This is a genomic window from Pseudomonas sp. LBUM1656, from assembly GCF_059716065.1.
Window position 1 is genome coordinate 6,013,017 of the sequence record NZ_CP166800.1, and the last position, 22,881, is coordinate 6,035,897.

Genomic DNA, 22,881 nt, shown 5'->3' on the forward strand with positions numbered 1-22,881 from the left:
GAGGCATTCCCACGCAGAGCGTGGGAACGATCATCACAACTTACTGGAAAGTGCCTCTGTTCTGGGCATTGCGCACAGAAACCTGATCATTCAGCGTCCAGAAGTCATACAACACCCCCAGAAAGAACAACCCGCCCGTCACCAGGTACAGTAATCCGCTGATCCACTTCCCCTGATACATCCGGTGCACGCCGAATACCCCAAGAAACGTCAGCAGAATCCACGCCACGTTGTACTCGATGGGCCCGGCGGTAAAACGCAGGTCCGCTTCACGGTCCATGGCCGGGATCAGAAACACGTCGATCAGCCAGCCGATACCCAATAATCCAAACGTGAAAAACCAGATCGTCCCGGTCACCGGCTTGCCGTAATAGAAGCGGTGAGCCCCGGTAAAACCAAAAATCCACAGCAGATAGCCGATCATTTTGCTGTGCGTATCTTGCTGCGATCCGGCCTGGTGATAGGTGTTCATGAAGGACCTCGATTCACACGATAGATAAATATTCTTGAATTCTTTGTGACTTTTTTACAGGTTGCCGACGTATGGCACATGCTAACGTCGTTTCCGTCAAAGCCTTATACCACCTGACTTCTGTCCGACAATTGCGTCCATTTGCCGCTTATTTGGTTCCGTTGACCCCAAGTTGAATCGACCAACGGCCTCGGAAGGGCAAAAAACTCTGTTATAAAGTTGCGCGCTAACTTATATGAGCCTTGCCTAATGCGTCCATTTTTCAAGACATGGCTAACCATTTGCCTTTTGATGCCACTGGCCGCCCACGCCACCAATCGTGAGCAACGTCTTCCAAACGTTAATGGTTACACCCAAAAATCCCATGTTTCTGCTCCTTCGAGCAAAAACAAGAAATCCGAAAAACGTGCTCCACAGCTGGTCAGTAAAAGCAGCCTTGTTCCGCCGATGGCGACCAAGGAAAGCAGCAACGTACTGAGTCGCGCCGTCAACGTCCTCGGTACACCTTACCGTTGGGGCGGCAGCAGCCCAAGTAAAGGGTTCGATTGCAGCGGCCTGGTGAAATACGCGTTCAACGACGCCACGTTCGACCTGCCACGCACGTCCAATGCCATGGCCAGCGGTCATGGCGAGAAAGTCGATCGCAAGGATTTGAAGCCGGGCGACCTGATTTTCTTCAACATCAAGAGCCGTCGGGTCAACCACGTCGCCATCTACCTGGGCAACGACCGCTTTATCCACGCACCGCGTCGTGGCAAGTCGGTGACCATCGACACCCTGAAGAAACCGTACTGGGAAAGCCACTACGTGGTTGCCAAGCGGGTTCTGCCGAAAGAGAAGAACACCCTTCAGGTTGTTCAGCGCTGATTGATTTGATCGTTCCCACGCTCTGCGTGGGAATGCAGCCCGGGACGCTCCGCGTCCCTGCCGAAGCGGACGCGGAGCGTCCATTGAGGCATTCCCACGCAGAGCGTGGGAACGATCAACAACAAGCCCCGCATTCCACAGTCTCAGAAATTATCCGGTGACCGCGCTTTCTCCCGCGCATGCTCCCGGCTGATCAAGCCCTTGGTCACCAAATCCTTCAAGCACATATCCAGCGTCTGCATCCCCAGGTTGCCCCCGGTCTGAATCGACGAGTACATCTGTGCCACCTTGTCTTCGCGGATCAGGTTACGGATCGCCGACGTGCCGAGCATGATTTCGTGTGCCGCAATGCGCCCGCCGCCGATCTTCTTGATCAATGTCTGCGACACCACCGCCAGCAACGACTCGGACAGCATCGAACGCACCATCGATTTCTCGTCCCCCGGAAACACATCCACTACCCGGTCGATGGTCTTCGCCGCTGACGTCGTGTGCAGCGTGCCGAACACCAGGTGACCGGTTTCGGCGGCGGTCAGCGCCAGGCGGATGGTCTCCAGATCGCGCATCTCCCCCACCAGAATCACGTCCGGGTCTTCCCGCAGCGCCGAGCGCAGGGCCGTGGCGAAGCTGCGGGTATCGCGATGGACTTCGCGCTGGTTAATCAGGCATTTGCGCGATTCGTGGACGAACTCGATCGGGTCTTCGATGGTGAGGATGTGGTGATGGCGATGGTTATTCAGGTAATCGATCATCGCCGCCAGGGTGGTGGACTTGCCGGAACCGGTAGGGCCCGTCACCAGCACCAGGCCGCGCGGGGCCTCGGTGATCTTGCGAAACACCTCGCCCATGCCGAGGTCGTCCATGCTCAGGACCTTCGACGGAATGGTCCGGAACACCGCGCCTGCACCCCGATTCTGGTTGAAGGCATTGACCCGGAACCGCGCGACTCCGGGCACCTCAAAGGAAAAATCAGTTTCCAGGTGTTTCTCGAAGTCCACCCGCTGGGTGTCGTTCATGATGTCGTAGATCAGCTCATGCACCTGTTTGTGGTCCAGGGCCGGCAGGTTGATGCGCCGCACATCACCGTCAACGCGAATCATCGGGGGCAGGCCGGCTGACAGGTGCAGGTCGGACGCGCCCTGTTTAGCGCTGAAAGCCAGCAGCTCAGTGATATCCATAGCGCTCCTCAATTCCAGTAGAATGCCGCCAACCTTCAAACCGCCGGCGCCTCTTGATGTCCACGATAGCAGACAACATTCTCCAGGTTAGTTCGCGTATCCAGGCAGCGACCCAGGCTGCTCACCGCGACGAGCACAGTGTTCAACTGCTCGCCGTGAGCAAGACCAAGCCCGCCGAGGCGTTGCGCGAAGCCTATGCCGCCGGCCTGTGTGACTTTGGCGAAAACTATCTGCAGGAAGCCCTGAGCAAACAACTCGAATTGGCCGACCTGCCCTTGATCTGGCACTTCATCGGCCCCATTCAATCGAACAAGACTCGCGCTATCGCCGAGCACTTCGCCTGGGTGCATTCCGTGGATCGCTTGAAAATCGCACAACGCCTGTCCGAACAACGCCCTGCCGATCTGCCTCCCTTGAACATCTGCATCCAGGTCAACGTCAGCGGTGAAGCCAGCAAATCCGGCTGCACCCCGGCCGACCTGCCGGCCTTGGCCAAGGCCATCAGCGAATTGCCGCGCATCAAGCTGCGCGGGTTGATGGCGATCCCTGAGCCGACTGAAGATCGCGCCGCCCAGGACGTCGCTTTTGCTGCCGTGCAAAGCCTGCAAGCCAGCCTGAACCTGCCGCTCGACACACTTTCCATGGGCATGAGCCACGACCTCGAGTCGGCCATCGCCATGGGCGCCACCTGGGTCCGTATCGGAACAGCCCTGTTTGGCGCCCGCGACTACAGTCAGCCATGAAACATGGCTGACGCACCTCTCTATAAGGACCTGACATGAGCAAGACTCGTATTGCCTTTATCGGTGCCGGAAACATGGCCGCCAGCCTGATCGGCGGTCTGCGCGCCAAAGGTCTGGACGCCGCACAGATCCGCGCCAGCGATCCGGGCGCCGAAACCCGTGCCAAGGTGCAGGCCGAACACGGCATTGAAGTTTTCGCCGACAACGCCGATGCCATTCAAGAGGCAGACGTTGTCGTGCTGGCGGTCAAACCCCAGGCGATGAAAGCCGTGTGCGAAGCGATTCGCCCAAGCCTGAAGCCGAATCAACTGGTGGTCTCGATTGCGGCCGGCATCACCTGCGCCAGCATGAACAACTGGCTCGGCGCTCAGCCGATCGTACGCTGCATGCCCAACACCCCGGCGCTGCTGCGTCAGGGCGTGAGCGGTTTGTTCGCCACGACCGAGGTAAATGCTGAGCAACGCCAGCAAGCTGAAGAGCTGTTGTCGGCGGTCGGGATTGCCCTGTGGCTGAACGAAGAGCAGCAACTGGACGCGGTCACCGCCGTTTCCGGCTCGGGCCCGGCGTACTTCTTCTTGTTGATCGAAGCCATGACCGCTGCTGGCGTGAAGCTTGGCCTGCCTGCGGACATCGCCGCCCAATTGACGGTGCAAACCGCGTTGGGCGCCGCGCACATGGCCGTGGCCAGCGATGTCGACGCCGCAGAATTGCGTCGCCGCGTGACCTCGCCTGCGGGCACCACGGAAGCTGCAATCAAATCGTTCCAGGCCGGCGGCTTCGAAGCGCTGGTGGAAAAAGCACTCGGCGCCGCTGCGCACCGCTCGGCCGAGATGGCTGAGCAACTTGGCCGCTAATCAGCTCTTACAAAGGAATCAATGATGCTTGGACTCAATGACGCTGCCATTTTCATCATCAAAACCCTGGGCAGCCTGTACCTGCTGATCGTATTGATGCGCTTCATCCTGCAACTGGTTCGGGCGAACTTTTATAACCCGCTCTGCCAGTTCATCGTGAAAGCCACTCAACCGTTGCTCAAGCCGCTGCGCCGGGTCATCCCGAGCATGTTCGGGCTGGACATGTCGTCACTGGTATTGGCGCTGATCATTCAGATGCTGCTGATTGCAGTGATCCTGTTGCTCAAAGGCTTCATGGTCGACTGGCTGTTCCTGGTGCCGTGGGCCCTGATCGCGCTCTTCTCGCTGTTTTTGAATATTATTTTCTGGGCGATGATCATCAGCGTGATTCTGTCCTGGGTCGCACCGGGCAGCCACAATCCGGGCGCCGAACTGGTCGCGCAGATCACTGAACCGGTACTCGCCCCGTTCCGTCGAATCATTCCGAACCTGGGCGGCCTCGACATCTCGCCGATCTTCGCGTTTATCGTGATCCAGTTGCTGCAAAGCTGGCTGATCCCGCGCCTTGCGAACTTCGCCCTGATGCCGCAGGGTCTGCTCGGCCTGATCTGATGAGCTACTTTCGCTGGGACGGTGACGACCTGATTCTGGAATGTCACCTGCAACCGGCGGCCCGCAGCGATGATTTCTGCGGGCTGCACGGCGACCGGCTGAAGATCCGCCTGACGGCGCCGCCGGTTGAAGGCAAGGCCAACGCGCATCTGATGGCGTTCCTGGCCAAGGCGTTTGGGGTGTCCAAGAGTCAGGTGAGTTTGATCAGCGGTGAGTTGAATCGGCAAAAACGAGTGCGGATCTGTTCGCCGAAAAAGCTGCCGGATTTGCCTGGGTTGGTATTGCGTTGATCGTTCCCACGCTCTGCGTGGGAATGCAGCCCGGGACGCTCCGCGTCCCCGCCAAAGCGGACGCAGAGCGTCCATTGAGGCATTCCCACGCAGACGGTTCGACGCCTCGACGTGGGAACGATCATGGGTAGTCGCTTGCTGCTAGGGGCAGCGGTCTTTAGACTTACGCCTCATTTCAACGAGAGCAGGGTCGATGCCAACTGCCTTTCCCGCCGATTCTGTTGGTCTGGTGACGCCGCAAGTGGCGCACTTCAGTGAACCCCTGGCCCTGGCCTGCGGCCGTTCGCTCCCAGCTTATGACCTCATTTACGAAACCTACGGCACGCTGAACGCCACGGCGAGCAACGCCGTGTTGATCTGCCACGCCTTGTCCGGTCACCATCACGCTGCCGGCTTCCACAGCCCCGACGACCGCAAGCCCGGTTGGTGGGACAGTTGCATCGGCCCCGGCAAACCGATCGACACCAACAGATTCTTCGTGGTCAGTCTGAACAACCTCGGCGGTTGCAACGGCTCCACCGGCCCGAGCAGCGTCAACCCGGAGACCGGCAAGCCCTTCGGCGCCGACTTCCCCGTATTGACCGTGGAAGACTGGGTGCACAGCCAGGCGCGCCTGGCCGACCTGCTCGGCATCCGCCAATGGGCGGCCGTGATCGGTGGCAGCCTCGGTGGCATGCAGGCGATGCAGTGGAGCATCACCTACCCCGATCGCATTCGCCACTGCCTGGCCATCGCCTCGGCCCCCAAGCTGTCGGCGCAGAACATCGCCTTCAACGAAGTGGCGCGCCAGGCAATCCTCACTGACCCGGAATTTCACGGCGGATCCTTCCAGGAAGCGGGCGTGATCCCCAAGCGCGGCTTGATGCTCGCGCGGATGGTCGGGCACATCACGTACCTGTCGGATGACTCGATGGGTGAGAAGTTCGGCCGGGGGCTGAAGAGCGAAAAACTCAACTACGACTTCCACAGCGTCGAGTTCCAGGTCGAAAGCTACTTGCGTTATCAGGGCGAAGAGTTCTCCGGGCGCTTCGATGCCAACACTTATTTGCTGATGACCAAGGCGCTGGACTACTTCGATCCGGCAGCCAACTTCGACGATGACCTGGCGAAGACCTTCGCCAATGCCCAGGCAAAGTTCTGCGTGATGTCGTTCACCACCGACTGGCGCTTCTCCCCTGCCCGCTCGCGGGAACTGGTGGACGCGCTGATGGCGGCCAAGAAAGACGTCTGCTACCTCGAGATCGACGCTCCGCAAGGCCACGACGCCTTCCTGATTCCGATCCCGCGCTACTTGCAGGCCTTCAGCAATTACATGAACCGCATTACGTTGTGAGAAAGCCATGAGAGCTGATCTGGAAATCATCCAGGAATGGATCCCCGCCGGCAGCCGCGTGCTCGACCTCGGCTGCGGTGACGGCGAGCTGCTGACCTGGCTGCGCGATAACAAGCAAGTGACCGGCTATGGCCTGGAAAACGACCCGGACAACATCGCCGAATGCGTGGCCAAGGGCATTAACGTGATTGAACAGGACCTGGACAAGGGCCTGGGCAACTTTGCCAGCAACAGCTTCGACGTCGTGGTCATGACCCAGGCGCTGCAAGCCGTGCACTACCCGGACAGAATCCTCGACGAAATGCTGCGGGTCGGTCGCCAGTGCATCATCACCTTCCCCAACTTCGGTCACTGGCGCTGCCGCTGGTACCTGGCGAGCAAGGGCCGGATGCCGGTGTCCGATTTTCTGCCGTACACCTGGTACAACACGCCGAACATCCACTTTTGCACCTTCGAAGACTTTGAAGCGTTGTGTCGCGAACGTGAAGCCAAGGTCATTGATCGGCTAGCCGTGGATCAACAGCACCGCCACGGGTGGGCCAGTAAGCTATGGCCTAATCTATTAGGTGAAATCGGTATTTACCGCGTCAGCAGCCCAGGGCTGCAGGATCACAAGATTGCGGTCTGACCACGACATTCCAAGGAGAACGAACATGGGTCGTCTAGCGCTGTTTGTACTTACTGCCTGCCTGAGCGTCACCGCCATGGCCGCCGACGTCATCAAAGGCGAGCGCAAGGAAACCTTTGGCGATGTGACGGTGCACTACAACACCTTCAACTCCACCTTCCTGACACCGGATATCGCTAAAGCCGCGGAGCTCACCCGCAGCAAGAACCAAGGCGTGATCAACGTTTCGGTGATCAAGGAAGGCAAACCGCTGATGGCTCAAGTCAGTGGAACGGTCAAAGACCTGACCAGCCAAAGCGTGCCGCTGAAATTCAAACAGATCACCGAGCAAGGCGCGATCTACTACATCGCCCACTTCCCGGTCGATCAGCAGGAAGTCCGCACCTTCGAGATCAAGGTGCAGAACGGCGATAAAACCAACACCATCAATTTCAACCAAGAGCTTTTCCCCGGCGAATGATCAACTTCACGCAACTCGTGCTGGCCAGCCACAACGCCGGCAAACTCAAGGAACTCCAGGCCATGCTCGGCGAGTCGGTGCAACTGCGCTCGATCGGCGAGTTCAGCAACGTCGAGCCTGAAGAAACCGGCCTGTCGTTCGTCGAGAACGCCATCCTCAAGGCCCGCAATGCCGCGCGCATCTCCGGCCTGCCGGCGCTGGCCGACGATTCCGGACTGGCGGTGGATTTCCTTGGTGGTGCGCCGGGCATCTACTCGGCCCGTTATGCCGACGGTCAGGGCGATGCGGCGAACAACGCCAAGCTGCTCGACGCTATGAAAGGCGTGCCGGAAGCCGAACGCGGCGCGCAGTTCGTATGCGTATTGGCACTGGTGCGTCACGCCGACGATCCGTTGCCGATTCTCTGCGAAGGTTTGTGGCACGGACGCATCCTCCACGCCGCCAGCGGTGAACACGGGTTTGGCTACGACCCGCTGTTTTGGGTGCCCTCGCGCGATTGCTCCAGCGCCGAGCTAAGCCCGAGCGAGAAAAACCTCATCAGCCACCGCGCTCGTGCAATGGATCTGCTGCGCCAGCGTTTAGGCCTGATATGACCCTTGAATCATCCGCGTCACCGCTGATCTTCGGCGGTGCCGCACAATCGCCTCGGGCCGCACTCCCCGTGCTGCCGCCCCTGGCGCTGTACATCCACATCCCGTGGTGTGTGCGCAAATGCCCTTATTGCGACTTCAACTCCCACACCGCCAGCCCGGTGCTGCCGGAAGAGGAGTACGTCGACGCGTTGCTGGCCGACCTCGACCAGGACCTGCATGCGGTCTACGGCCGTGAGCTGAGCTCGATTTTCTTTGGTGGCGGCACGCCGAGCCTGTTCAGCGCCGAAGCCTTGGGCCGTTTGCTCAAAGGCGTCGAGCAGCGCATTCCGTTTGCCTGCGACATCGAAATCACCCTGGAAGCCAATCCGGGGACCTTCGAGCAGGAAAAATTCGTCGCCTACCGAGCGCTGGGGATCAATCGCCTGTCGATCGGCATTCAGAGTTTTCAGGAAGCGAAACTCAAGGCGCTGGGGCGTATTCACAACGGCGACGAAGCGGTGCGAGCCGCCGGCATGGCGCGCCAGGCCGGGTTCGATAACTTCAACCTGGACTTGATGCACGGCTTGCCGGATCAGTCGCTGGACGATGCGCTGAGCGACCTGCGCCAGGCCATCGCCCTGAAGCCGACCCATCTGTCCTGGTATCAGCTGACGCTGGAGCCGAACACGGTGTTCTGGAACCAGCCGCCTGTGCTTCCGGAAGACGACACGTTGTGGGACATTCAGGAAGCCGGCCAGGCGCTGCTCGCCGAACACGGTTACGCGCAATACGAAGTCTCGGCCTATGCCCAGCCCGGTCGCCCGGCGCGGCATAACCTCAATTACTGGAGCTTCGGCGACTTCATCGGCATCGGCGCCGGCGCCCACGGCAAGCTCAGCCATCCGGACGGGCGCATCGTGCGCACCTGGAAGACTCGCCTGCCGAAGGATTACCTGAACCCGGCGAAAAGCTTCAAGGCCGGCGAGAAAGCGCTGACCAACGAAGAACTGCCGTTCGAGTTCCTGATGAATGCCTTGCGCCTGACCGAGGGCGTCGAGTCGCACCTTTACCCGGAACGCACCGGGCTGAGCCTGGAAAGCCTCGCCGAAGGCCGCCGGGAAGCCGAACAAAGCGGCCTGTTGCAGGTCGAACCGTCACGTCTGGCGGCAACCGATCGCGGACAGCTGTTTCTCAATGACTTGCTGCAAACATTTCTGAGCTGATTTCAGCCTTAGGGGAAAACGAATGGATTTGATACTCGACCTGCTCGCCACCGTATCCCGCTGGAGCCGCAGCAACCTGTCGGAAATCTCTCTGGCGCTGGTGGGCTGCCTGCTGGTGCTGTTCGGCGCCGACATCAAAGGCTGGGTCGACCAACGCCTGGGCAGCATCGCCGGCGCCTTGCGCGTGCCGTTGCTCGCGCTGGTGTGCATGATCGGGAGCGGCGTGGCACTGATCTACGCCACGCCATGGATCATCAAAGGCCTGAGCCAGTTCAACAACTACAGCCTGGCGCCAGTGCTGTTGGTGGTGCTGGTGTTGATCGGCGTGGTCGCGGACCGCCGCTGATCTCGAATAACACACAAAACAACTGTGGGAGCGGACTTGCTCGCGAAGGCGGTGTATCAGTCGATATTAATGTCGACTGATACACCGCCTTCGCGAGCAAGCCCGCTCCCACATGGGGTGTTGCGTAGGGGTCAGGACTGTTTTTCGAACTTCAGGTCCCACACGCCATGCCCAAGACGTTCGCCACGGAGTTCGAACTTGGTGATCGGGCGTTCGGTCGGGCGCGGAACGCATTTACCGTCTTCGGCCAGGTTGCGATATCCCGGGGCGACGTTCATCACTTCCAGCATGTACTCGGCGTACGGTTCCCAGTCGGTGGCCATGTGCAGGATGCCGCCGACTTTCAACTTGCTGCGCACCAGCTCGGCGAACGACGCCTGAACGATACGGCGCTTGTGGTGACGGCTCTTGTGCCATGGGTCCGGGAAAAACAGCATCAGGCGATCGAGGCTGTTGTCGGCCACGCAACGGTTGAGCACTTCGATCGCGTCGCAATCGTAGACCCGCAGGTTGGTCAGCCCCTGTGTCAGCACGCCGTTGAGCAGCGCGCCGACACCCGGACGGTGCACTTCCACGCCAATGAAATCCTGCTCCGGCGAGGCCGCGGCCATTTCCAGCAGCGAATGGCCCATGCCGAAACCGATTTCCAGCGAGCGCGGCGCGGAGCGACCGAACACTTGGTCGAAGTCCACCGGCGCGTCGGCCAATGGCAGCACGAACAGCGGCGTGCCCTGTTCCAGGCCTTTTTGCTGGCCTTCGGTCATGCGCCCGGCGCGCATCACGAAACTCTTGATGCGGCGGTGTTGGCGCTCGTCGCCTTCTTCCGTCTGGATTGGCGTGTCGTTTGATTCAGTCATCAATGGCTCTTACTTGATCAGACCATCCAGCGGCGAAGAGGCGCTGGCATAGAGTTTTTTCGGCATGCGGCCGGCGAGGTAGGCCAGACGGCCCGCGACGATGGCGTGTTTCATGGCCTCAGCCATCATGATCGGCTGCTGGGCGTGGGCGATGGCCGAGTTCATCAGCACCGCTTCGCAACCCAGCTCCATGGCAATGGTAGCGTCGGACGCGGTACCGACACCGGCATCCACCAGCACGGGAATCTTGGCTTCTTCGAGGATGATCTGCAGGTTGTACGGGTTGCAGATCCCCAGGCCCGTACCGATCAGACCGGCCAGCGGCATCACCGCGATAACGCCGATTTCCGCCAGTTGACGGGCAATGATCGGGTCGTCGCTGGTGTAGACCATCACGTCGAAGCCTTCCTTGACCAGCACTTCGGCGGCCTTGAGGGTTTCGATCACGTTGGGGAACAGGGTTTTCTGGTCCGCCAGCACTTCCAGCTTCACCAGGTTGTGGCCGCCGAGCAGCTCACGGGCCAGACGGCAGGTGCGCACAGCCTCGGTCGCGTCGAAGCAACCGGCAGTGTTTGGCAGGAAGGTGTAGCGATCCGGCGACAGGACTTCGAGCAGGTTCGGTTCGCCCGGGTTCTGCCCGAGGTTGGTGCGGCGCACGGCGAAGGTGACGATCTCGGCACCCGAGGCTTCGATGGCCAGGCGGGTTTCTTCCATGTCGCGGTATTTGCCGGTGCCTACCAGCAAACGCGACTGGTAAGTACGACCGGCCAGGACGAAGGGCTTGTCGCTACGAACGATGCTCATGGGAAATCCTCTGTAGGGGTGAGGTTCTTGCAGAATTCTGTGCCCTTGCGGGCCGGGCGACTAGCCACCGCCGATGGCGTGTACCACTTCGACATTGTCGCCGTCGTTCAGCGTGGTATCTGCGTGCTGGCTGCGCGGGACGATATCCAGGTTGAGTTCGACCGCCACCCGGCGTCCGGTCAGTTCCAGACGGGTCAGCAGGGCCGCAACGGTTTCACCGTCGGGCAGTTCAAGGGATTCGCCGTTCAACTGAATGCGCATGCCGAATGCCGCCATCATTTTTAGGGGCTGGCATTCTAGCCCGATCAGTCTTGGCGACCCAAGCCATTCGTCATGAAATGGACCGTCCGGTCAGCTCAACCGCCAGGCGGCGAGCCCCAGGCAGAACCAGCCGACCAGGAATGCCAGGCCGCCAAAGGGTGTGACGATTCCGAGCTTGCTGACGCCGGTCAGGGTCAGCAGGTACAGACTGCCGGAAAACAGCAGGATGCCGATGGCAAACGAGGCACCGGCCCATGTGATCAGGCGCCCCGGAATTTGCGAGGTCAGCAGCGCCACGCCCAGCAGCGCCAGGGTGTGCACCAGTTGATAAGTGACACCGGTATGAAAAATCGCCAGGTACTCGGCGGTCAGGCGGTTTTTCAGGCCGTGGGCGGCGAATGCGCCAAGGGCAACGCCAGTGAAGCCGAAGAAAGCGGCCAGCATCAGAAAGCCACGCAGCATGAAGAACTCCAGTCAGACTCGATCAACAGGGTCTGTATAATGGCCCGCTCAACGGGTTCGGCCAAGCCATCTCTATGCTGCGTATATTTTTGCGACGATTCACGAAAGCCCTGCTCTGGTTCGCGGGCGGCAGCGTATTGCTGGTGCTGATTTTTCGCGTGGTGCCGCCACCGGGAACGGCGCTGATGGTCGAGCGCAAGGTCGAATCCTGGTTCGACGGCGAGCCGATTGACCTGCAACGCACCTGGAAGCCCTGGGATGAACTCTCTGACGACCTGAAAGTCGCGGTGATCGCGGGCGAGGATCAAAAATTCCCGGAGCATTGGGGTTTTGACTTTGGGGCGATCCAGAAGGCATTGGCCCATAACGAACTCGGCGGTTCGATTCGCGGTGCCAGCACCTTGAGCCAGCAAGTCTCGAAGAATCTGTTTTTGTGGTCCGGGCGCAGCTGGCTGCGTAAAGGCCTGGAGGCTTGGTTTACCGGGCTGATCGAGGTGCTTTGGCCCAAGCAGCGGATTCTTGAGGTTTATCTGAACAGCGTCGAGTGGGATGACGGGGTGTTTGGCGCTGAAGCGGCGGCCCGGCATCATTTCGGTGTGAGTGCTAAAGGTTTGAGTCGCCAGCAATCGAGTCTGCTGGCCGCCGTATTGCCAAACCCGCGGGTTTGGAGTGCCAGCCATCCGACTAACTATGTTGCGCGCCGGGCGGGGTGGATCCGGCAGCAGATGAGTCAGTTGGGCGGCGATAGCTATCTGGTTGGCATCAACGATTCACGCCGGGCGCCTTGGGCTCAATAACGCCGCAAATCCCTTGTGGGAGCGGGCTTGCTCGCGAAGGCGTCGTGTCAGTCGACATCAATGTTGAATGAAAGACCGTATTCGCGAGCAAGCTCGCTCCCACAGGGGGTGAGGGTGAAGCAGAATAAATGGGCACAAACAAAAACGCCCCGATCAATGATCGGGGCGTTTTTTATTGGCTGTTCGCTGCGTTAGGCCGCGATCGACAACTTGAGCTTGTTCATCGCGCTCTTCTCGAGCTGACGAATACGCTCGGCCGACACGTTGTACTTCTGCGCCAGGTCGTGCAGCGTGGCTTTCTCTTCTGCCAGCCAGCGCTGGTAAAGGATGTCACGGCTGCGGTCGTCCAGCACTTCCAGCGCTTCGTGCAGGTTGTGGTTGGAGTTGTCGCTCCAGTCGGCATCTTCCAGTTGACGGGCCGGGTCGTACCGGTGGTCTTCCAGATAGTTGGCCGGCGATTGGAAAGCACTGTCGTCGTCCGCTTCTGCGGCCGGGTCGAAGGCCATGTCATGGCCGGTCAGGCGACTTTCCATCTCACGCACTTCCCGAGGCTCTACACCGAGGCTTTCCGCCACACGGTGGACTTCCTCGTTGTTCAGCCACGCCAGGCGTTTCTTCTGGCTGCGCAGGTTGAAGAACAGCTTGCGCTGGGCCTTGGTGGTCGCGACTTTCACAATGCGCCAGTTGCGCAGGATGAACTCGTGAATTTCCGCCTTGATCCAGTGCACCGCGAACGAAACCAGACGTACACCCATTTCCGGGTTGAAGCGCTTCACGGCCTTCATCAGGCCGACGTTGCCTTCCTGGATCAGGTCAGCCTGAGCCAGGCCGTAACCGGAATAGCTACGGGCGATATGTACAACAAAACGCAGGTGGGCGAGCACCATCTGCCGAGCCGCCCCCAAATCCTGCTCATAATAGAGACTCTCGGCCAGTTCGCGCTCCTGCTCCGGAGTCAGCAATGGAATGCTGTTCACGGTGTGCACATAGGCCTCCAGGTTCGCACCCGGGACCAGAGCATATGCAGGTTGCAAAGAATTGGTCATACGAAAAAACCTCCGACTTACATAACTCGTGCAGTTCAGCACTGCGAAAATTGACCGGAAACCGAAAGACAAGTTCCCATAAACGCTGAAAGGTCAATACGAGCAAAATGATACTACTTAGGCGCAAGCTCCCTCAGGTGGCGTGCGACTGCAATCCATGCACCGATATACCCCAACAGCACCGCGCCAAGCAAGAGAGACAGACCGTCGGCTACTGGCACTCCGGCCAGCGCGAAATCACTGCCGTACAAACCGGCCAGCCCGACTACCGCGTCGTTCAGCCAATCAAGGCCAAACGCCAAAACACCCCAGGAAAGTATCCCCGCACCGAAGCCATACAGCGCGCCCATATACAGAAAGGGCCTGCGCACATAGCTGTCCGTGCCGCCGACGAGTTTAATCACTTCTATCTCTGTGCGGCGGTTTTCAATATGAAGACGAATGGTATTGCCTATCACCAAAAGTAATGCAGAAACCAGAAGCACAGTCAGACCGAAGACAAAACGGTCACCCAGCTTGAGGATCGCTGCCAGACGCTCGACCCAGACTAGATCAAGTTGCGCCTGTTGTACCTTCGGCATCTCGGAAAGTTTTTGTCGTAATGCTTCAAGCGCGGGCTTGTCGACCTCGTTCGGGGTCACCAGCACCACGCCTGGCAGCGGGTTTTCCGGCAGCTCCTTGAGCGCCTCGCCCAGACCTGACTGTTGCTGGAACTCCTCCAGCGCCTGATCACGACCGACATACTCCGCATCAGCCACACCGGGCATGCCTTTAATCTGCTCGCGCAACGACTCGCCTTCAGCAGGGCTGGCCTCGAGTTGCAGGTACAGGGAAATCTGCGCCGCTCGCTGCCAGGAACCGCCGAGACGCTCGACGTTGCTTAGCAAAAGTGACAGGCCCATCGGCAAGCTCAGGGCAACCGCCATCACCATGCAGGTGAAAAAGCTGCCAATCGGCTGCTTACCTAACCGACGAAGGCTGTCCAGCAAGCTGGCGCGATGGCTTTCAACCCAGGCGCGGAACAGCGTGGCGAAATCCGGGCCGTCGTCATCGTCGCGTTTTTTCTTCTGCGGTTGCGGATCGGCGGCTTTCGGGGCCACACGCTCGGAAACCTTGGGGCTGCGTGTCGCACTCATACGCCCGCCTCCCCGTCGCCGATCAATCGGCCGCGTTGCAGCGTCAGCATGCGATGACGCATGCGGGCGATCAGCGCCAGGTCGTGACTGGCGATCAGCACGCTGGTGCCCAGACGGTTGATGTCCTCGAACACGCCCATGATCTCGGCCGCCAGACGCGGATCGAGGTTACCAGTCGGTTCGTCCGCCAGCAGCAAGGCTGGACGGTGGACGATGGCGCGAGCGATGCCGACGCGCTGTTGCTGACCGGTGGACAAGTCGCCGGGGTACAGATCGGTTTTATCCGACAGCGCCACACGCTCAAGCGCCGAATCCACACGTTTGACGATCTCGGCCTTCGACAGACCGAGGATCTGCAGAGGCAGCGCCACGTTATTGAACACGGTGCGATCGAACAGCAACTGGTGATTCTGGAACACCACACCGATCTGCCGGCGCAGATAAGGAATCTGCGCATTGCTGATGGTGGCGAGGTCCTGGCCGGCCAACAGCAATTTGCCGGTGGTCGGACGTTCCATCGCCAGCAGCAGCCGCAACAAGGTGCTTTTACCGGCGCCGGAATGGCCGGTCACAAACAAGAATTCGCCCCGACGGACTCGAAAGCTCAGCTCATGCAAGCCGACGTGACCGTTCGGGTAGCGTTTACCGACCTGTTCGAAACGAATCATGAACGCTCCCGCTCGGCAAACAGTGCCTGGACAAAGGGTTCTGCTTCAAAAGTACGCAAGTCATCGATGCCTTCACCCACGCCGATGTAGCGAATCGGCAAACCGAATTGCTTGGCCAGGGCGAAAATCACCCCGCCCTTGGCGGTGCCGTCGAGCTTGGTCAGCGCCAGGCCGGTCAGTTCGACGGTCTGGTTGAATTGCTTGGCCTGGTTGATAGCGTTCTGGCCAGTACCGGCGTCGAGCACCAGCAACACTTCGTGCGGCGCGTCGGCGTCGAGCTTGCTGATGACCCGGCGAACCTTCTTCAACTCTTCCATCAAGTTGTCTTTGGTGTGCAGGCGACCGGCGGTGTCGGCGATCAGCACGTCAATGCCACGGGCCTTGGCGGCTTGCACGGCGTCGAAGATAACCGAAGCCGAGTCGGCGCCGGTGTGCTGGGCGATGACCGGGATCTTGTTGCGCTCACCCCAGACCTGCAATTGCTCGACGGCGGCGGCGCGGAAGGTATCGCCGGCCGCCAGCATGACTTTCTTGCCTTCCAGTTGCAGTTTCTTCGCCAGTTTGCCGATGGTGGTGGTCTTGCCGGCGCCATTGACGCCGACCACCAGAATCACGAAGGGCTTGTTCTGCGAGGTGATTTTCAGCGGCTGCTCGACAGGCTTGAGCATCGCGGCGAGTTCAGCCTGCAGGGATTTGTACAGCGCGTCGGCATCGGCCAGCTCTTTGCGCGCGACCTTTTGGGTCAGGCGCTGAATGATCACCGAAGTCGCTTCAACGCCAACGTCGGCGGTCAACAGACGGGTTTCGATGTCTTCGAGCAGCTCGTCATCGATAATTTTCTTGCCGAGGAACAGGCTAGCCATGCCTTCGCCGATGCTGGCGCTGGTCTTGGACAGGCCTTGCTTGAGGCGGGCGAAGAAACCGGCTTTGGTTTCTTCGGTGCGCGCCGGCTCGGCCGGGACTTCAACGGGAACTGCAGGCGCGGCGACAACCGGGATAACCACGGGAGCAGGCGCAGGCGCTTCAACCACAGGCGCGACGAACGCAGGAATCACCGGCTCTGGAACAACCGGCTCAGGCTCGGCCACGACGACCGGCGCAACGACAGGCTCGATAACCGGTGCCTGAACAGGCTCAGGTGCAAAGGCAGTCGGCGCAGGAATCGGCGGCGTCACATGCGGCGCCAGCTCATCTTCGACCAAGGCCACCGGCTCTTCCGCTACCGGCAGCGTCAGCCAAGGCTCTGGCGCGGGGGCCAGCGGCTGCTCGGCAATGATTTCGGGGGCAGCCTCAGCGACCGGTTGCAGCACCGGCTCGGCCATCGGCAGGACAACCGGCGCCGGCGCTTCTTCTATTACTGGCGCAGGTGGTGGCTCAGGCAGTGGTTGTGGCTGTTCGACGACGGGTTCCTGCGGCTTTTTGCGCAGCCATCCGAACAGGCTTTTCTTCTCGCCAGCCGCAGCTGGGGTCTTCTTGTCGTCGTTGGAACCAAACATGGAGGACGGCTATCTCACGGTAGCGACGCGCCAAAGGGCGCCCCGGCAAATAAATATTCGATGCAGAACAGACTGCGATTGACCCAGCTTGTTCACGCGCAACATTTTGTCGAGGTGCAAACTGCACCTCAAAGGTTGACTAATACGAAGGACTGGAACGGCATCGTCGGCGAAAACGCAGAGTTTAGCTGACAAACTCAAAGCTTCCGCAGGTAACCCATGCAACCTTCCGGCCGATCAAAGGCCTGATAGGCGTGGCCGCCAGTAAAACGGACCAGTATCCTAGCACCCTCTCGCCCGCCGACGCTAAGACCTAGCGGGCAGTCCCAAAGGTTTAAAAACGAATGAATGCTTTAGCCCGCCGCGCTGCAGGCCTGCTGCTCAGCACAGTTTGTCTGCCCCTCTCGGCCCTGGCTGCCGATCCACAACCCACCCACGAATTCACTCTGGATAACGGCCTGAAGGTCGTTGTGCGCGAAGACCATCGCGCGCCAGTGGTGGTTTCCCAAGTCTGGTACAAGGTCGGCTCAAGTTACGAGACGCCGGGCCAGACCGGTTTGTCCCACGCCCTTGAACACATGATGTTCAAGGGCAGCGAGAAAGTCGGCCCCGGTGAAGCGTCGCTGATCCTGCGCGACCTCGGTGCCGAAGAGAACGCTTTCACCAGCGATGACTTCACGGCGTATTACCAGGTGCTGGCCCGCGATCGCCTCGGCGTGGCCTTCGAACTGGAAGCCGACCGCATGGCCAGCCTGCGCCTGCCAGCCGACGAGTTCGCCCGCGAGATCGAAGTCATCAAGGAAGAACGTCGCCTGCGCACCGACGACAAGCCGATGTCCAAGGCCTACGAACGCTTCAAGGCCATGGCCTACCCGGCCAGCGGTTACCACACGCCGACCATCGGCTGGATGGCTGACCTGGACCGCATGAAAGTCGAAGAGCTGCGCCACTGGTACCAATCCTGGTACGTGCCGAACAACGCCACGCTGGTGGTGGTCGGCGACGTGACCCCGGACGAGGTCAAGACCCTGGCCCAGCGTTATTTCGGCCCGATCGCCAAGCGTGATGTGCCGCCGGCGAAAATCCCGCTGGAACTGGCCGAACCCGGCGAGCGCCAGATCACCCTGCACGTGCAGACCCAATTGCCGAGCCTGATGCTGGGCTTCAACGTGCCGAGCATCGCCACCGCCGAAGACAAACGTTCGGTGAACGCCTTGCGCCTCATCTCGGCCCTGCTCGACGGCGGCTACAGCGGACGCATCCCGACGCAACTGGAACGCGGCGAAGAACTGGTGTCCGGCGGTTCGTCGAGTTACGACGCCTACACCCGGGGCGACAGCCTGTTCACCTTGTCGGCCACGCCGAACATCCAGAAAAAGAAAACCATGGCCCAGACTGAAGCCGGCCTGTGGAAGCTGCTCGAACAGCTGAAAACCACGGCGCCGTCCGCCGAAGAATTGGAACGCGTCCGCGCCCAGGTCATCGCCGGCCTGGTCTACGAGCGTGATTCGATCACCAGCCAGGCCACCTCCATCGGCCAACTGGAAACCGTCGGTCTGTCCTGGAAACTCATGGACACCGAACTCGCCGACCTGGAAAGCGTGACACCGGAAGATATCCAGAAAGCCGCCAAGCTGTATTTCACCCGCGAACGTCTCAGCGTCGCCCATGTACTGCCACTGGAGACGACTCATGAGTGAGCGTAAAAAAACCCGTCTGGCCCTGATCGGCCTGATCGCAGCCGTACTGATCGGCTCCGCTGCGTTTTATCTGTCGAAAAGCGATGATTCCAAGGCCAGCGAAGCCCTCGACAAGGCCAAGGCCAGCCAGAAGCTGCAATCGCTGACCGAACTCGACGGCAAGGCACCGAGCCACCGTTCGCTCGACGTACAGACCTGGAACACCGCCGAAGGCGCCAAAGTGATGTTCGTCGAAGCCCGCGAACTGCCGATGTTCGACCTGCGCCTGATCTTCGCCGCCGGCAGCAGCCAGGACGGCAACGCGCCCGGTCTCGCCCTGTTGACCAACGCCATGCTCAACGAAGGTGTGGCCGGTAAAGATGTCGGCGCCATCGCTCAGGGCTTCGAAGGCCTGGGCGCAGACTTTGGCAACGGCGCGTTCAAGGACATGGCACTGACTTCCCTGCGCAGCCTCAGCGCCGCAGACAAGCGTGAGCCCGCGTTGAAGCTGTTCTCTGAAGTCGTCGGTAAACCGACCTTCCCGGCCGATTCCTTTGCGCGCATCAAGAACCAGATGCTTGCCGGTTTCGAATACCAGAAGCAGAACCCCGGCAAACTGGCGAGCCTGGAGCTGATGAACCGCCTGTACGGCGATCACCCGTACGCGCACTCCAGTGACGGCACGGCGAAAACCGTTCCGGCGATTACCGTGGCGCAACTCAAGGCCTTCCACGAGAAAGCCTACGCCGCCGGCAACGTGGTGATTGCACTGGTGGGCGACTTGTCCCGCGCCGAAGCCGAGGCGATTGCCGCGCAAATCTCCAGCGCGCTGCCAAAAGGCCCGGCCTTGCCGAAAATACAGCCACCGGTTGAGCCGAAAGCAAGCATCGGCCACATCGAGTTCCCGTCCAAGCAAACCAACCTGATGCTCGCGCAACTGGGCATCGACCGTGACGATCCGGACTACGCGGCACTGTCCTTGGGCAACCAGATCCTCGGCGGCGGTGGTTTCGGCACCCGCTTGATGAGCGAAGTGCGCGAGAAGCGTGGCCTGGCGTATGGCGTCTATTCGGGCTTCACCCCGATGCAGGCGCGCGGCCCGTTCATGATCAACCTGCAAACCCGCGCAGAGATGAGCGAAGGCACGCTGAAACTGGTGCAGGACGTCCTCGCCGACTACCTTAAAACCGGCCCGACCCAGAAAGAACTCGACGACGCCAAGCGTGAACTGGCCGGCAGCTTCCCGTTGTCCACGGCCAGCAACGCCGATATCGTCGGCCAGCTCGGTGCCATGGGCTTCTACAACCTGCCGCTGAGCTATTTGAACGACTTCATGCGTGAGTCCCAGAGCCTGACCGTCGAGCAGGTCAAAGCCGCACTGAACAAACACTTGAGCACGGACAAAATGGTCATCGTCAGCGCTGGTCCGACCGTGCCGCAAAAGCCGTTACCGGCCCCAACTGATAAACCTGCCGAGCAGCCGCTCGGGGTTCCGGAGCATTAATGGCCACTCGTCCTAAAAAACCCGTTCACAACGTACACAACGGCGTGAACCAACTGCGCATCATCGGCGGCGAATGGGGCAGCCGGAAGCTGAGCTTCCCGGACGCCCCGGGCCTGCGCCCGACCCCGGACCGGGTGCGTGAGACCCTGTTCAACTGGCTCGCGCCGTACGTTGCCGGGGCCAAGGTATTTGATCCGTTCGCCGGTAGCGGCGCGTTGTTCCTCGAGGCCTTGTCCCGTGGCGCGGCGATGGGTCAGGCGCTGGACGCCAGCAACATCGCGGTCGCCAGCATCAAGGAGCATCTGGGCACACTGCGTTGCACCACCGGCCAGATCCAGACCGCCGATGCCCTGCGCTACCTGGAAACCCAGACCGCGACCGCCTACGACCTGGTGTTCCTCGACCCGCCGTTCAATCAGGACCTGCTGCCGACCGTCTGCACCCTGCTTGAAGAGCGTCAGTGGCTGGCCAACGAGGCCTGGATCTACACTGAAAGCGAAAACGCGCCGTCGAGCCTTGGCTTGCCAGGCAACTGGCGCCTGCACCGGGAGCAGAAATCCGGGCGGGTGTATTACGCGTTGTGGCAACGTATGGCAGAGATCGCCGGTTAACCGACCGGCCTGAAAAGGTGCGCACCGGTTGCGCACCGCTGCATCGAGAGCAATCGTGTCCTTTCCGTCAGAACGTTTCACCCCCGCCTTCGGCCTCGGCAACCCGCACCTGCAAACCTTGTGGGGACCGCTGTGGCGCAAAACCACGCACATCGAACGCGAGCGTGAACGCTTGTGGCTTGAGGATGGCGACTTTCTCGACATGGACTGGCACGGCCCGCACACCGCCGATGCGCCGTTGGTGCTGGTGTTGCACGGGCTGACCGGCTCTTCGAATTCGCCTTACGTGGCCGGGGTGCAGAAGGCGTTCGCTGCCCAAGGTTGGGCCAGCGTCGCGTTGAACTGGCGCGGCTGCTCGGGCGAGCCGAATCTGTTGCCACGCAGCTACCACTCCGGCGCCAGTGAAGACCTGGCCGAAGCCATCAAACACCTGCGGTCCAAGCGCCCTCTCGCCCCGCTGTACGCGGTCGGCTATTCCCTGGGCGGCAATATATTGCTCAAGCATTTGGGCGAAACCGGCAGTGACAGCGGCGTATCAGGCGCAGTGGCGGTGTCGGTGCCCTTTCGTCTCGATCATTGCGCCGATCGCATCGGCCAGGGTTTCTCGAAGGTGTATCAGGCGCATTTCATGCGCGAGATGGTCGCCTACATCAAGAACAAGCAGCGCCAGTTCCAGCATGACGGGCGCGAGGATGGACTAGCGGCATTGGCGGCGCTGGGCTCGCTGGAGAACATGCGCACGTTCTGGGATTTCGATGGCCGGGTCACGGCGCCGCTCAATGGTTTTGTCGATGCCGAGGATTACTATCGCCGCGCGTCGAGCAGGTATTTCCTTGGCGAGATCCGAACGCCAACCCTGATCATCCAGGCGGCCGACGATCCCTTCGTGTTCCTCCATAGCCTGCCGCAAGCGTCGGAATTGTCCGCCACCACTCAATTCGAGCTGCAAGCCAAGGGTGGGCATGTCGGTTTTGTCGATGGCTCGTTCCGGCAACCGGGTTACTACCTGGAACGCCGTATTCCGCAGTGGCTGAGCGCCGTGGGTCGCGGGTAAACCATGGACGCCGACCAAGGCGAGTCGATCCGTTTCTGGCAAACGGCGCCGTTGGCCGGCGTCGAGTTATTGTCTGCGCGCTACATCGAACACCGCTTTGCACCCCACGTGCATGACGGTTATGTGATCGGCATGATCATGGCCGGCGCCCAGCGTTATCGCTATCGCGGCGCCGAACACCTGGCCGGTAGCGGCACGCTGGTGTTGATCAACCCCGATGAACTGCACACCGGCCATAAAGGCACGGAGGACGGTTGGTTGTACCGGGCGTTTTACCCGGACAGCGGGCAGATTCTCTCGCTGCTGGACGAGCTGGAGCTGCCAACCAATAACCTGCCGGGTTTTGGCGCAACGCTGTATCGCGATCCGGACCTGGTGAAGGGTTTCTGCCAATTGCATCGCTTGCTGGAAAGTCCGTCCACGGCCCTGCAACAGCAGACGGTCTGGCGCGAGATGATGCTGTTGCTGCTGCAACGACATGCGGCCGTGCCGATCGCCGGCAAACCCGGCAAGGAGCATCGGGCGGTGACGCTGGCCAAGGACGTGCTGCAAGCGCAATTGGCCGCGCCGCCCTCGCTGGAAGAACTGGCGGCAGCGGTCAACCTGTCGCCGTTCCACTTCGCCCGGGTCTTTCGCCGTGCCACGGGCATGCCACCGCACACTTGGTTGATGCAACAACGCATCGCCCAGGCACGGGCGCTGTTACAGAACGGTTGTTTGCCGCTGGAGGTTGCGATGCAGCTGGGATTTGCCGATCAGAGTCATCTGAGTCGGCAGTTCAAGCAGGTTTACGGGGTTGGGCCGGGGGCGTATCGCAGTGCCCGGCAGTTACATAATTCCTGATAACAACGGCGATCTCCTGTGGGAGCGGGCTTGCTCGCGAAAGCGGTGGGTCATTGAACATTGATGTCGACTGACCCACCGCTTT

27 protein-coding genes are annotated in these 22,881 nt (G+C 60.5%); 17 read left to right on the forward strand and 10 right to left on the reverse strand.

The features are described from left to right. Nucleotides 1–40: 40 nt before the first annotated feature. Nucleotides 41–472: an NINE protein gene (locus tag ACA072_RS27280; protein WP_497621777.1), complete on the reverse strand. Its 432-nt coding sequence runs from the start codon at nt 470–472 to the stop codon at nt 41–43. Nucleotides 473–721: 249 nt separating this feature from the next. Between ACA072_RS27280 and ACA072_RS27285 the strand changes: the two genes are divergently transcribed. Further along, on the forward strand, nt 722–1,339 hold the full coding sequence (locus ACA072_RS27285; RefSeq protein ID WP_461956131.1) for a C40 family peptidase: 618 nt from the start codon (nt 722–724) through the stop codon (nt 1,337–1,339). 143 nt (nt 1,340–1,482) lie between these two features. On the opposite strand, the gene ACA072_RS27290 is transcribed toward ACA072_RS27285, so the two are convergent. Continuing rightward, nucleotides 1,483–2,517, reverse strand: a complete 1,035-nt coding sequence (locus tag ACA072_RS27290; protein ID WP_109635591.1) for a type IV pilus twitching motility protein PilT — start codon at nt 2,515–2,517, stop codon at nt 1,483–1,485. Between the two features lie 56 nt (nt 2,518–2,573). Between ACA072_RS27290 and ACA072_RS27295 the strand changes: the two genes are divergently transcribed. The 10 genes from ACA072_RS27295 to ACA072_RS27340 all read left to right on the forward strand — a co-directional run bounded on the left by ACA072_RS27295 (nt 2,574) and on the right by ACA072_RS27340 (nt 9,578). Then, nucleotides 2,574–3,260, forward strand: coding sequence for a YggS family pyridoxal phosphate-dependent enzyme (locus ACA072_RS27295; protein ID WP_497621780.1), 687 nt, complete (start codon nt 2,574–2,576; stop codon nt 3,258–3,260). Between the two features lie 35 nt (nt 3,261–3,295). Next, nucleotides 3,296–4,114, forward strand: a complete 819-nt coding sequence (gene proC, locus ACA072_RS27300; protein WP_497621781.1) for a pyrroline-5-carboxylate reductase — start codon at nt 3,296–3,298, stop codon at nt 4,112–4,114. Between the two features lie 24 nt (nt 4,115–4,138). After that, a complete protein-coding gene (locus ACA072_RS27305) occupies nt 4,139–4,726 on the forward strand; it encodes a YggT family protein (RefSeq protein WP_497621783.1) in 588 nt (195 codons plus the stop codon). Beyond that, complete coding sequence (locus ACA072_RS27310; protein ID WP_497621784.1) at nt 4,726–5,016, forward strand: DUF167 domain-containing protein; 291 nt, start codon at nt 4,726–4,728, stop codon at nt 5,014–5,016. The genes ACA072_RS27305 and ACA072_RS27310 overlap by 1 nt, the downstream gene beginning before the upstream one ends. A 193-nt stretch (nt 5,017–5,209) precedes the next feature. Beyond that, nucleotides 5,210–6,349 carry a homoserine O-succinyltransferase MetX gene (metX, locus tag ACA072_RS27315; protein WP_497621786.1) on the forward strand — a complete coding sequence of 380 codons (1,140 nt, stop codon included), beginning with the start codon at nt 5,210–5,212 and terminating at the stop codon, nt 6,347–6,349. 7 nt (nt 6,350–6,356) lie between these two features. Then, entirely contained in the window at nt 6,357–6,977 is a 621-nt protein-coding gene (metW, locus tag ACA072_RS27320) for a methionine biosynthesis protein MetW (protein WP_497621788.1), read from the forward strand. A gap of 25 nt (nt 6,978–7,002) precedes the next feature. Then, nucleotides 7,003–7,437, forward strand: coding sequence for a DUF4426 domain-containing protein (locus tag ACA072_RS27325; protein ID WP_497621790.1), 435 nt, complete (start codon nt 7,003–7,005; stop codon nt 7,435–7,437). After that, nucleotides 7,434–8,030: an RdgB/HAM1 family non-canonical purine NTP pyrophosphatase gene (gene rdgB, locus ACA072_RS27330; RefSeq protein ID WP_497621792.1), complete on the forward strand. Its 597-nt coding sequence runs from the start codon at nt 7,434–7,436 to the stop codon at nt 8,028–8,030. The genes ACA072_RS27325 and rdgB overlap by 4 nt, the downstream gene beginning before the upstream one ends. Beyond that, a complete protein-coding gene (gene hemW / locus ACA072_RS27335) occupies nt 8,027–9,232 on the forward strand; it encodes a radical SAM family heme chaperone HemW (protein ID WP_497621794.1) in 1,206 nt (401 codons plus the stop codon). Before rdgB ends, hemW begins: the two co-directional genes overlap by 4 nt. 22 nt (nt 9,233–9,254) lie before the next feature. Continuing rightward, nucleotides 9,255–9,578 (forward strand): DUF3392 domain-containing protein, encoded by a 324-nt coding sequence (locus tag ACA072_RS27340; protein ID WP_131061120.1) that lies wholly within the window; start codon nt 9,255–9,257, stop codon nt 9,576–9,578. A gap of 131 nt (nt 9,579–9,709) precedes the next feature. Here the strand turns inward: ACA072_RS27340 and trmB are convergent, their stop codons facing one another. The 4 genes from trmB to ACA072_RS27360 form a co-directional block, all read right to left on the reverse strand. Further along, a complete protein-coding gene (gene trmB, locus ACA072_RS27345) occupies nt 9,710–10,435 on the reverse strand; it encodes a tRNA (guanosine(46)-N7)-methyltransferase TrmB (protein ID WP_497621796.1) in 726 nt (241 codons plus the stop codon). A gap of 9 nt (nt 10,436–10,444) precedes the next feature. Beyond that, nucleotides 10,445–11,239, reverse strand: a complete 795-nt coding sequence (locus tag ACA072_RS27350; protein ID WP_008068101.1) for a thiazole synthase — start codon at nt 11,237–11,239, stop codon at nt 10,445–10,447. Nucleotides 11,240–11,299: 60 nt separating this feature from the next. Continuing rightward, nucleotides 11,300–11,500 carry a sulfur carrier protein ThiS gene (gene thiS, locus ACA072_RS27355; protein ID WP_165557463.1) on the reverse strand — a complete coding sequence of 67 codons (201 nt, stop codon included), beginning with the start codon at nt 11,498–11,500 and terminating at the stop codon, nt 11,300–11,302. A 90-nt stretch (nt 11,501–11,590) separates the two neighbouring features. Further along, entirely contained in the window at nt 11,591–11,962 is a 372-nt protein-coding gene (locus ACA072_RS27360) for a DUF423 domain-containing protein (RefSeq protein WP_497621798.1), read from the reverse strand. 74 nt (nt 11,963–12,036) lie between these two features. Here ACA072_RS27360 and mtgA point away from each other — a divergent pair, with 74 nt between their 5' ends. Beyond that, nucleotides 12,037–12,759, forward strand: a complete 723-nt coding sequence (gene mtgA, locus ACA072_RS27365) for a monofunctional biosynthetic peptidoglycan transglycosylase (RefSeq protein WP_497621800.1) — start codon at nt 12,037–12,039, stop codon at nt 12,757–12,759. 191 nt (nt 12,760–12,950) lie between these two features. On the opposite strand, the gene rpoH is transcribed toward mtgA, so the two are convergent. From rpoH to ftsY, 4 genes are all read right to left on the reverse strand, one after another. Then, the gene (gene rpoH / locus ACA072_RS27370) at nt 12,951–13,805 is read right to left on the reverse strand and encodes an RNA polymerase sigma factor RpoH (protein ID WP_007897890.1); all 855 of its coding nucleotides are present in this window, start codon (nt 13,803–13,805) and stop codon (nt 12,951–12,953) included. A gap of 113 nt (nt 13,806–13,918) precedes the next feature. Further along, nucleotides 13,919–14,941: a permease-like cell division protein FtsX gene (gene ftsX / locus ACA072_RS27375; RefSeq protein ID WP_497621802.1), complete on the reverse strand. Its 1,023-nt coding sequence runs from the start codon at nt 14,939–14,941 to the stop codon at nt 13,919–13,921. Next, entirely contained in the window at nt 14,938–15,609 is a 672-nt protein-coding gene (gene ftsE, locus ACA072_RS27380; protein WP_010466809.1) for a cell division ATP-binding protein FtsE, read from the reverse strand. Before ftsE ends, ftsX begins: the two co-directional genes overlap by 4 nt. After that, nucleotides 15,606–17,105, reverse strand: coding sequence for a signal recognition particle-docking protein FtsY (gene ftsY / locus ACA072_RS27385; RefSeq protein ID WP_497621804.1), 1,500 nt, complete (start codon nt 17,103–17,105; stop codon nt 15,606–15,608). Before ftsY ends, ftsE begins: the two co-directional genes overlap by 4 nt. 344 nt (nt 17,106–17,449) lie before the next feature. On the opposite strand from ftsY, the gene ACA072_RS27390 reads away from it, so the two are divergent. From ACA072_RS27390 to ACA072_RS27410, 5 genes are read left to right on the forward strand one after another with little or no spacing between them, the layout of a single operon-like run. Continuing rightward, the gene (locus tag ACA072_RS27390) at nt 17,450–18,805 is read left to right on the forward strand and encodes a M16 family metallopeptidase (protein ID WP_403102288.1); all 1,356 of its coding nucleotides are present in this window, start codon (nt 17,450–17,452) and stop codon (nt 18,803–18,805) included. Continuing rightward, nucleotides 18,798–20,288, forward strand: coding sequence for a M16 family metallopeptidase (locus tag ACA072_RS27395; protein ID WP_497621806.1), 1,491 nt, complete (start codon nt 18,798–18,800; stop codon nt 20,286–20,288). The genes ACA072_RS27390 and ACA072_RS27395 overlap by 8 nt, the downstream gene beginning before the upstream one ends. Continuing rightward, complete coding sequence (rsmD, locus tag ACA072_RS27400) at nt 20,288–20,899, forward strand: 16S rRNA (guanine(966)-N(2))-methyltransferase RsmD (RefSeq protein WP_109635619.1); 612 nt, start codon at nt 20,288–20,290, stop codon at nt 20,897–20,899. The genes ACA072_RS27395 and rsmD overlap by 1 nt, the downstream gene beginning before the upstream one ends. 55 nt (nt 20,900–20,954) lie before the next feature. Continuing rightward, on the forward strand, nt 20,955–21,953 hold the full coding sequence (locus ACA072_RS27405) for a hydrolase (RefSeq protein WP_497621808.1): 999 nt from the start codon (nt 20,955–20,957) through the stop codon (nt 21,951–21,953). Nucleotides 21,954–21,956: 3 nt separating this feature from the next. Further along, nucleotides 21,957–22,796 (forward strand): AraC family transcriptional regulator, encoded by an 840-nt coding sequence (locus ACA072_RS27410; protein ID WP_497621810.1) that lies wholly within the window; start codon nt 21,957–21,959, stop codon nt 22,794–22,796. Nucleotides 22,797–22,881: the final 85 nt, after the last annotated feature.

Excerpts from the sequence above, each read along its gene's own strand:
- ACA072_RS27325 (WP_497621790.1), top strand. The coding sequence starts at position 7,003 with ATGGGTCGTCTAGCGCTGTTTGTACTTACTGCCTGCCTGAGCGTCACC.
- ACA072_RS27280 (WP_497621777.1), bottom strand. The coding sequence starts at position 472 with ATGAACACCTATCACCAGGCCGGATCGCAGCAAGATACGCACAGCAAA.
- ACA072_RS27290 (WP_109635591.1), bottom strand. The coding sequence starts at position 2,517 with ATGGATATCACTGAGCTGCTGGCTTTCAGCGCTAAACAGGGCGCGTCC.
- rpoH (WP_007897890.1), bottom strand. The coding sequence starts at position 13,805 with ATGACCAATTCTTTGCAACCTGCATATGCTCTGGTCCCGGGTGCGAAC.
- ACA072_RS27285 (WP_461956131.1), top strand. The coding sequence starts at position 722 with ATGCGTCCATTTTTCAAGACATGGCTAACCATTTGCCTTTTGATGCCA.
- ACA072_RS27390 (WP_403102288.1), top strand. The coding sequence starts at position 17,450 with ATGAATGCTTTAGCCCGCCGCGCTGCAGGCCTGCTGCTCAGCACAGTT.
- ACA072_RS27305 (WP_497621783.1), top strand. The coding sequence starts at position 4,139 with ATGCTTGGACTCAATGACGCTGCCATTTTCATCATCAAAACCCTGGGC.
- ACA072_RS27340 (WP_131061120.1), top strand. The coding sequence starts at position 9,255 with ATGGATTTGATACTCGACCTGCTCGCCACCGTATCCCGCTGGAGCCGC.
- ACA072_RS27410 (WP_497621810.1), top strand. The coding sequence starts at position 21,957 with ATGGACGCCGACCAAGGCGAGTCGATCCGTTTCTGGCAAACGGCGCCG.
- ACA072_RS27310 (WP_497621784.1), top strand. The coding sequence starts at position 4,726 with ATGAGCTACTTTCGCTGGGACGGTGACGACCTGATTCTGGAATGTCAC.
- metW (WP_497621788.1), top strand. The coding sequence starts at position 6,357 with ATGAGAGCTGATCTGGAAATCATCCAGGAATGGATCCCCGCCGGCAGC.
- rsmD (WP_109635619.1), top strand. The coding sequence starts at position 20,288 with ATGGCCACTCGTCCTAAAAAACCCGTTCACAACGTACACAACGGCGTG.
- ftsX (WP_497621802.1), bottom strand. The coding sequence starts at position 14,941 with ATGAGTGCGACACGCAGCCCCAAGGTTTCCGAGCGTGTGGCCCCGAAA.
- ACA072_RS27295 (WP_497621780.1), top strand. The coding sequence starts at position 2,574 with ATGTCCACGATAGCAGACAACATTCTCCAGGTTAGTTCGCGTATCCAG.
- rdgB (WP_497621792.1), top strand. The coding sequence starts at position 7,434 with ATGATCAACTTCACGCAACTCGTGCTGGCCAGCCACAACGCCGGCAAA.
- mtgA (WP_497621800.1), top strand. The coding sequence starts at position 12,037 with ATGCTGCGTATATTTTTGCGACGATTCACGAAAGCCCTGCTCTGGTTC.
- ftsY (WP_497621804.1), bottom strand. The coding sequence starts at position 17,105 with ATGTTTGGTTCCAACGACGACAAGAAGACCCCAGCTGCGGCTGGCGAG.
- trmB (WP_497621796.1), bottom strand. The coding sequence starts at position 10,435 with ATGACTGAATCAAACGACACGCCAATCCAGACGGAAGAAGGCGACGAG.
- ACA072_RS27395 (WP_497621806.1), top strand. The coding sequence starts at position 18,798 with ATGAGTGAGCGTAAAAAAACCCGTCTGGCCCTGATCGGCCTGATCGCA.
- hemW (WP_497621794.1), top strand. The coding sequence starts at position 8,027 with ATGACCCTTGAATCATCCGCGTCACCGCTGATCTTCGGCGGTGCCGCA.
- ACA072_RS27350 (WP_008068101.1), bottom strand. The coding sequence starts at position 11,239 with ATGAGCATCGTTCGTAGCGACAAGCCCTTCGTCCTGGCCGGTCGTACT.
- proC (WP_497621781.1), top strand. The coding sequence starts at position 3,296 with ATGAGCAAGACTCGTATTGCCTTTATCGGTGCCGGAAACATGGCCGCC.
- thiS (WP_165557463.1), bottom strand. The coding sequence starts at position 11,500 with ATGCGCATTCAGTTGAACGGCGAATCCCTTGAACTGCCCGACGGTGAA.
- ftsE (WP_010466809.1), bottom strand. The coding sequence starts at position 15,609 with ATGATTCGTTTCGAACAGGTCGGTAAACGCTACCCGAACGGTCACGTC.
- metX (WP_497621786.1), top strand. The coding sequence starts at position 5,210 with ATGCCAACTGCCTTTCCCGCCGATTCTGTTGGTCTGGTGACGCCGCAA.
- ACA072_RS27360 (WP_497621798.1), bottom strand. The coding sequence starts at position 11,962 with ATGCTGCGTGGCTTTCTGATGCTGGCCGCTTTCTTCGGCTTCACTGGC.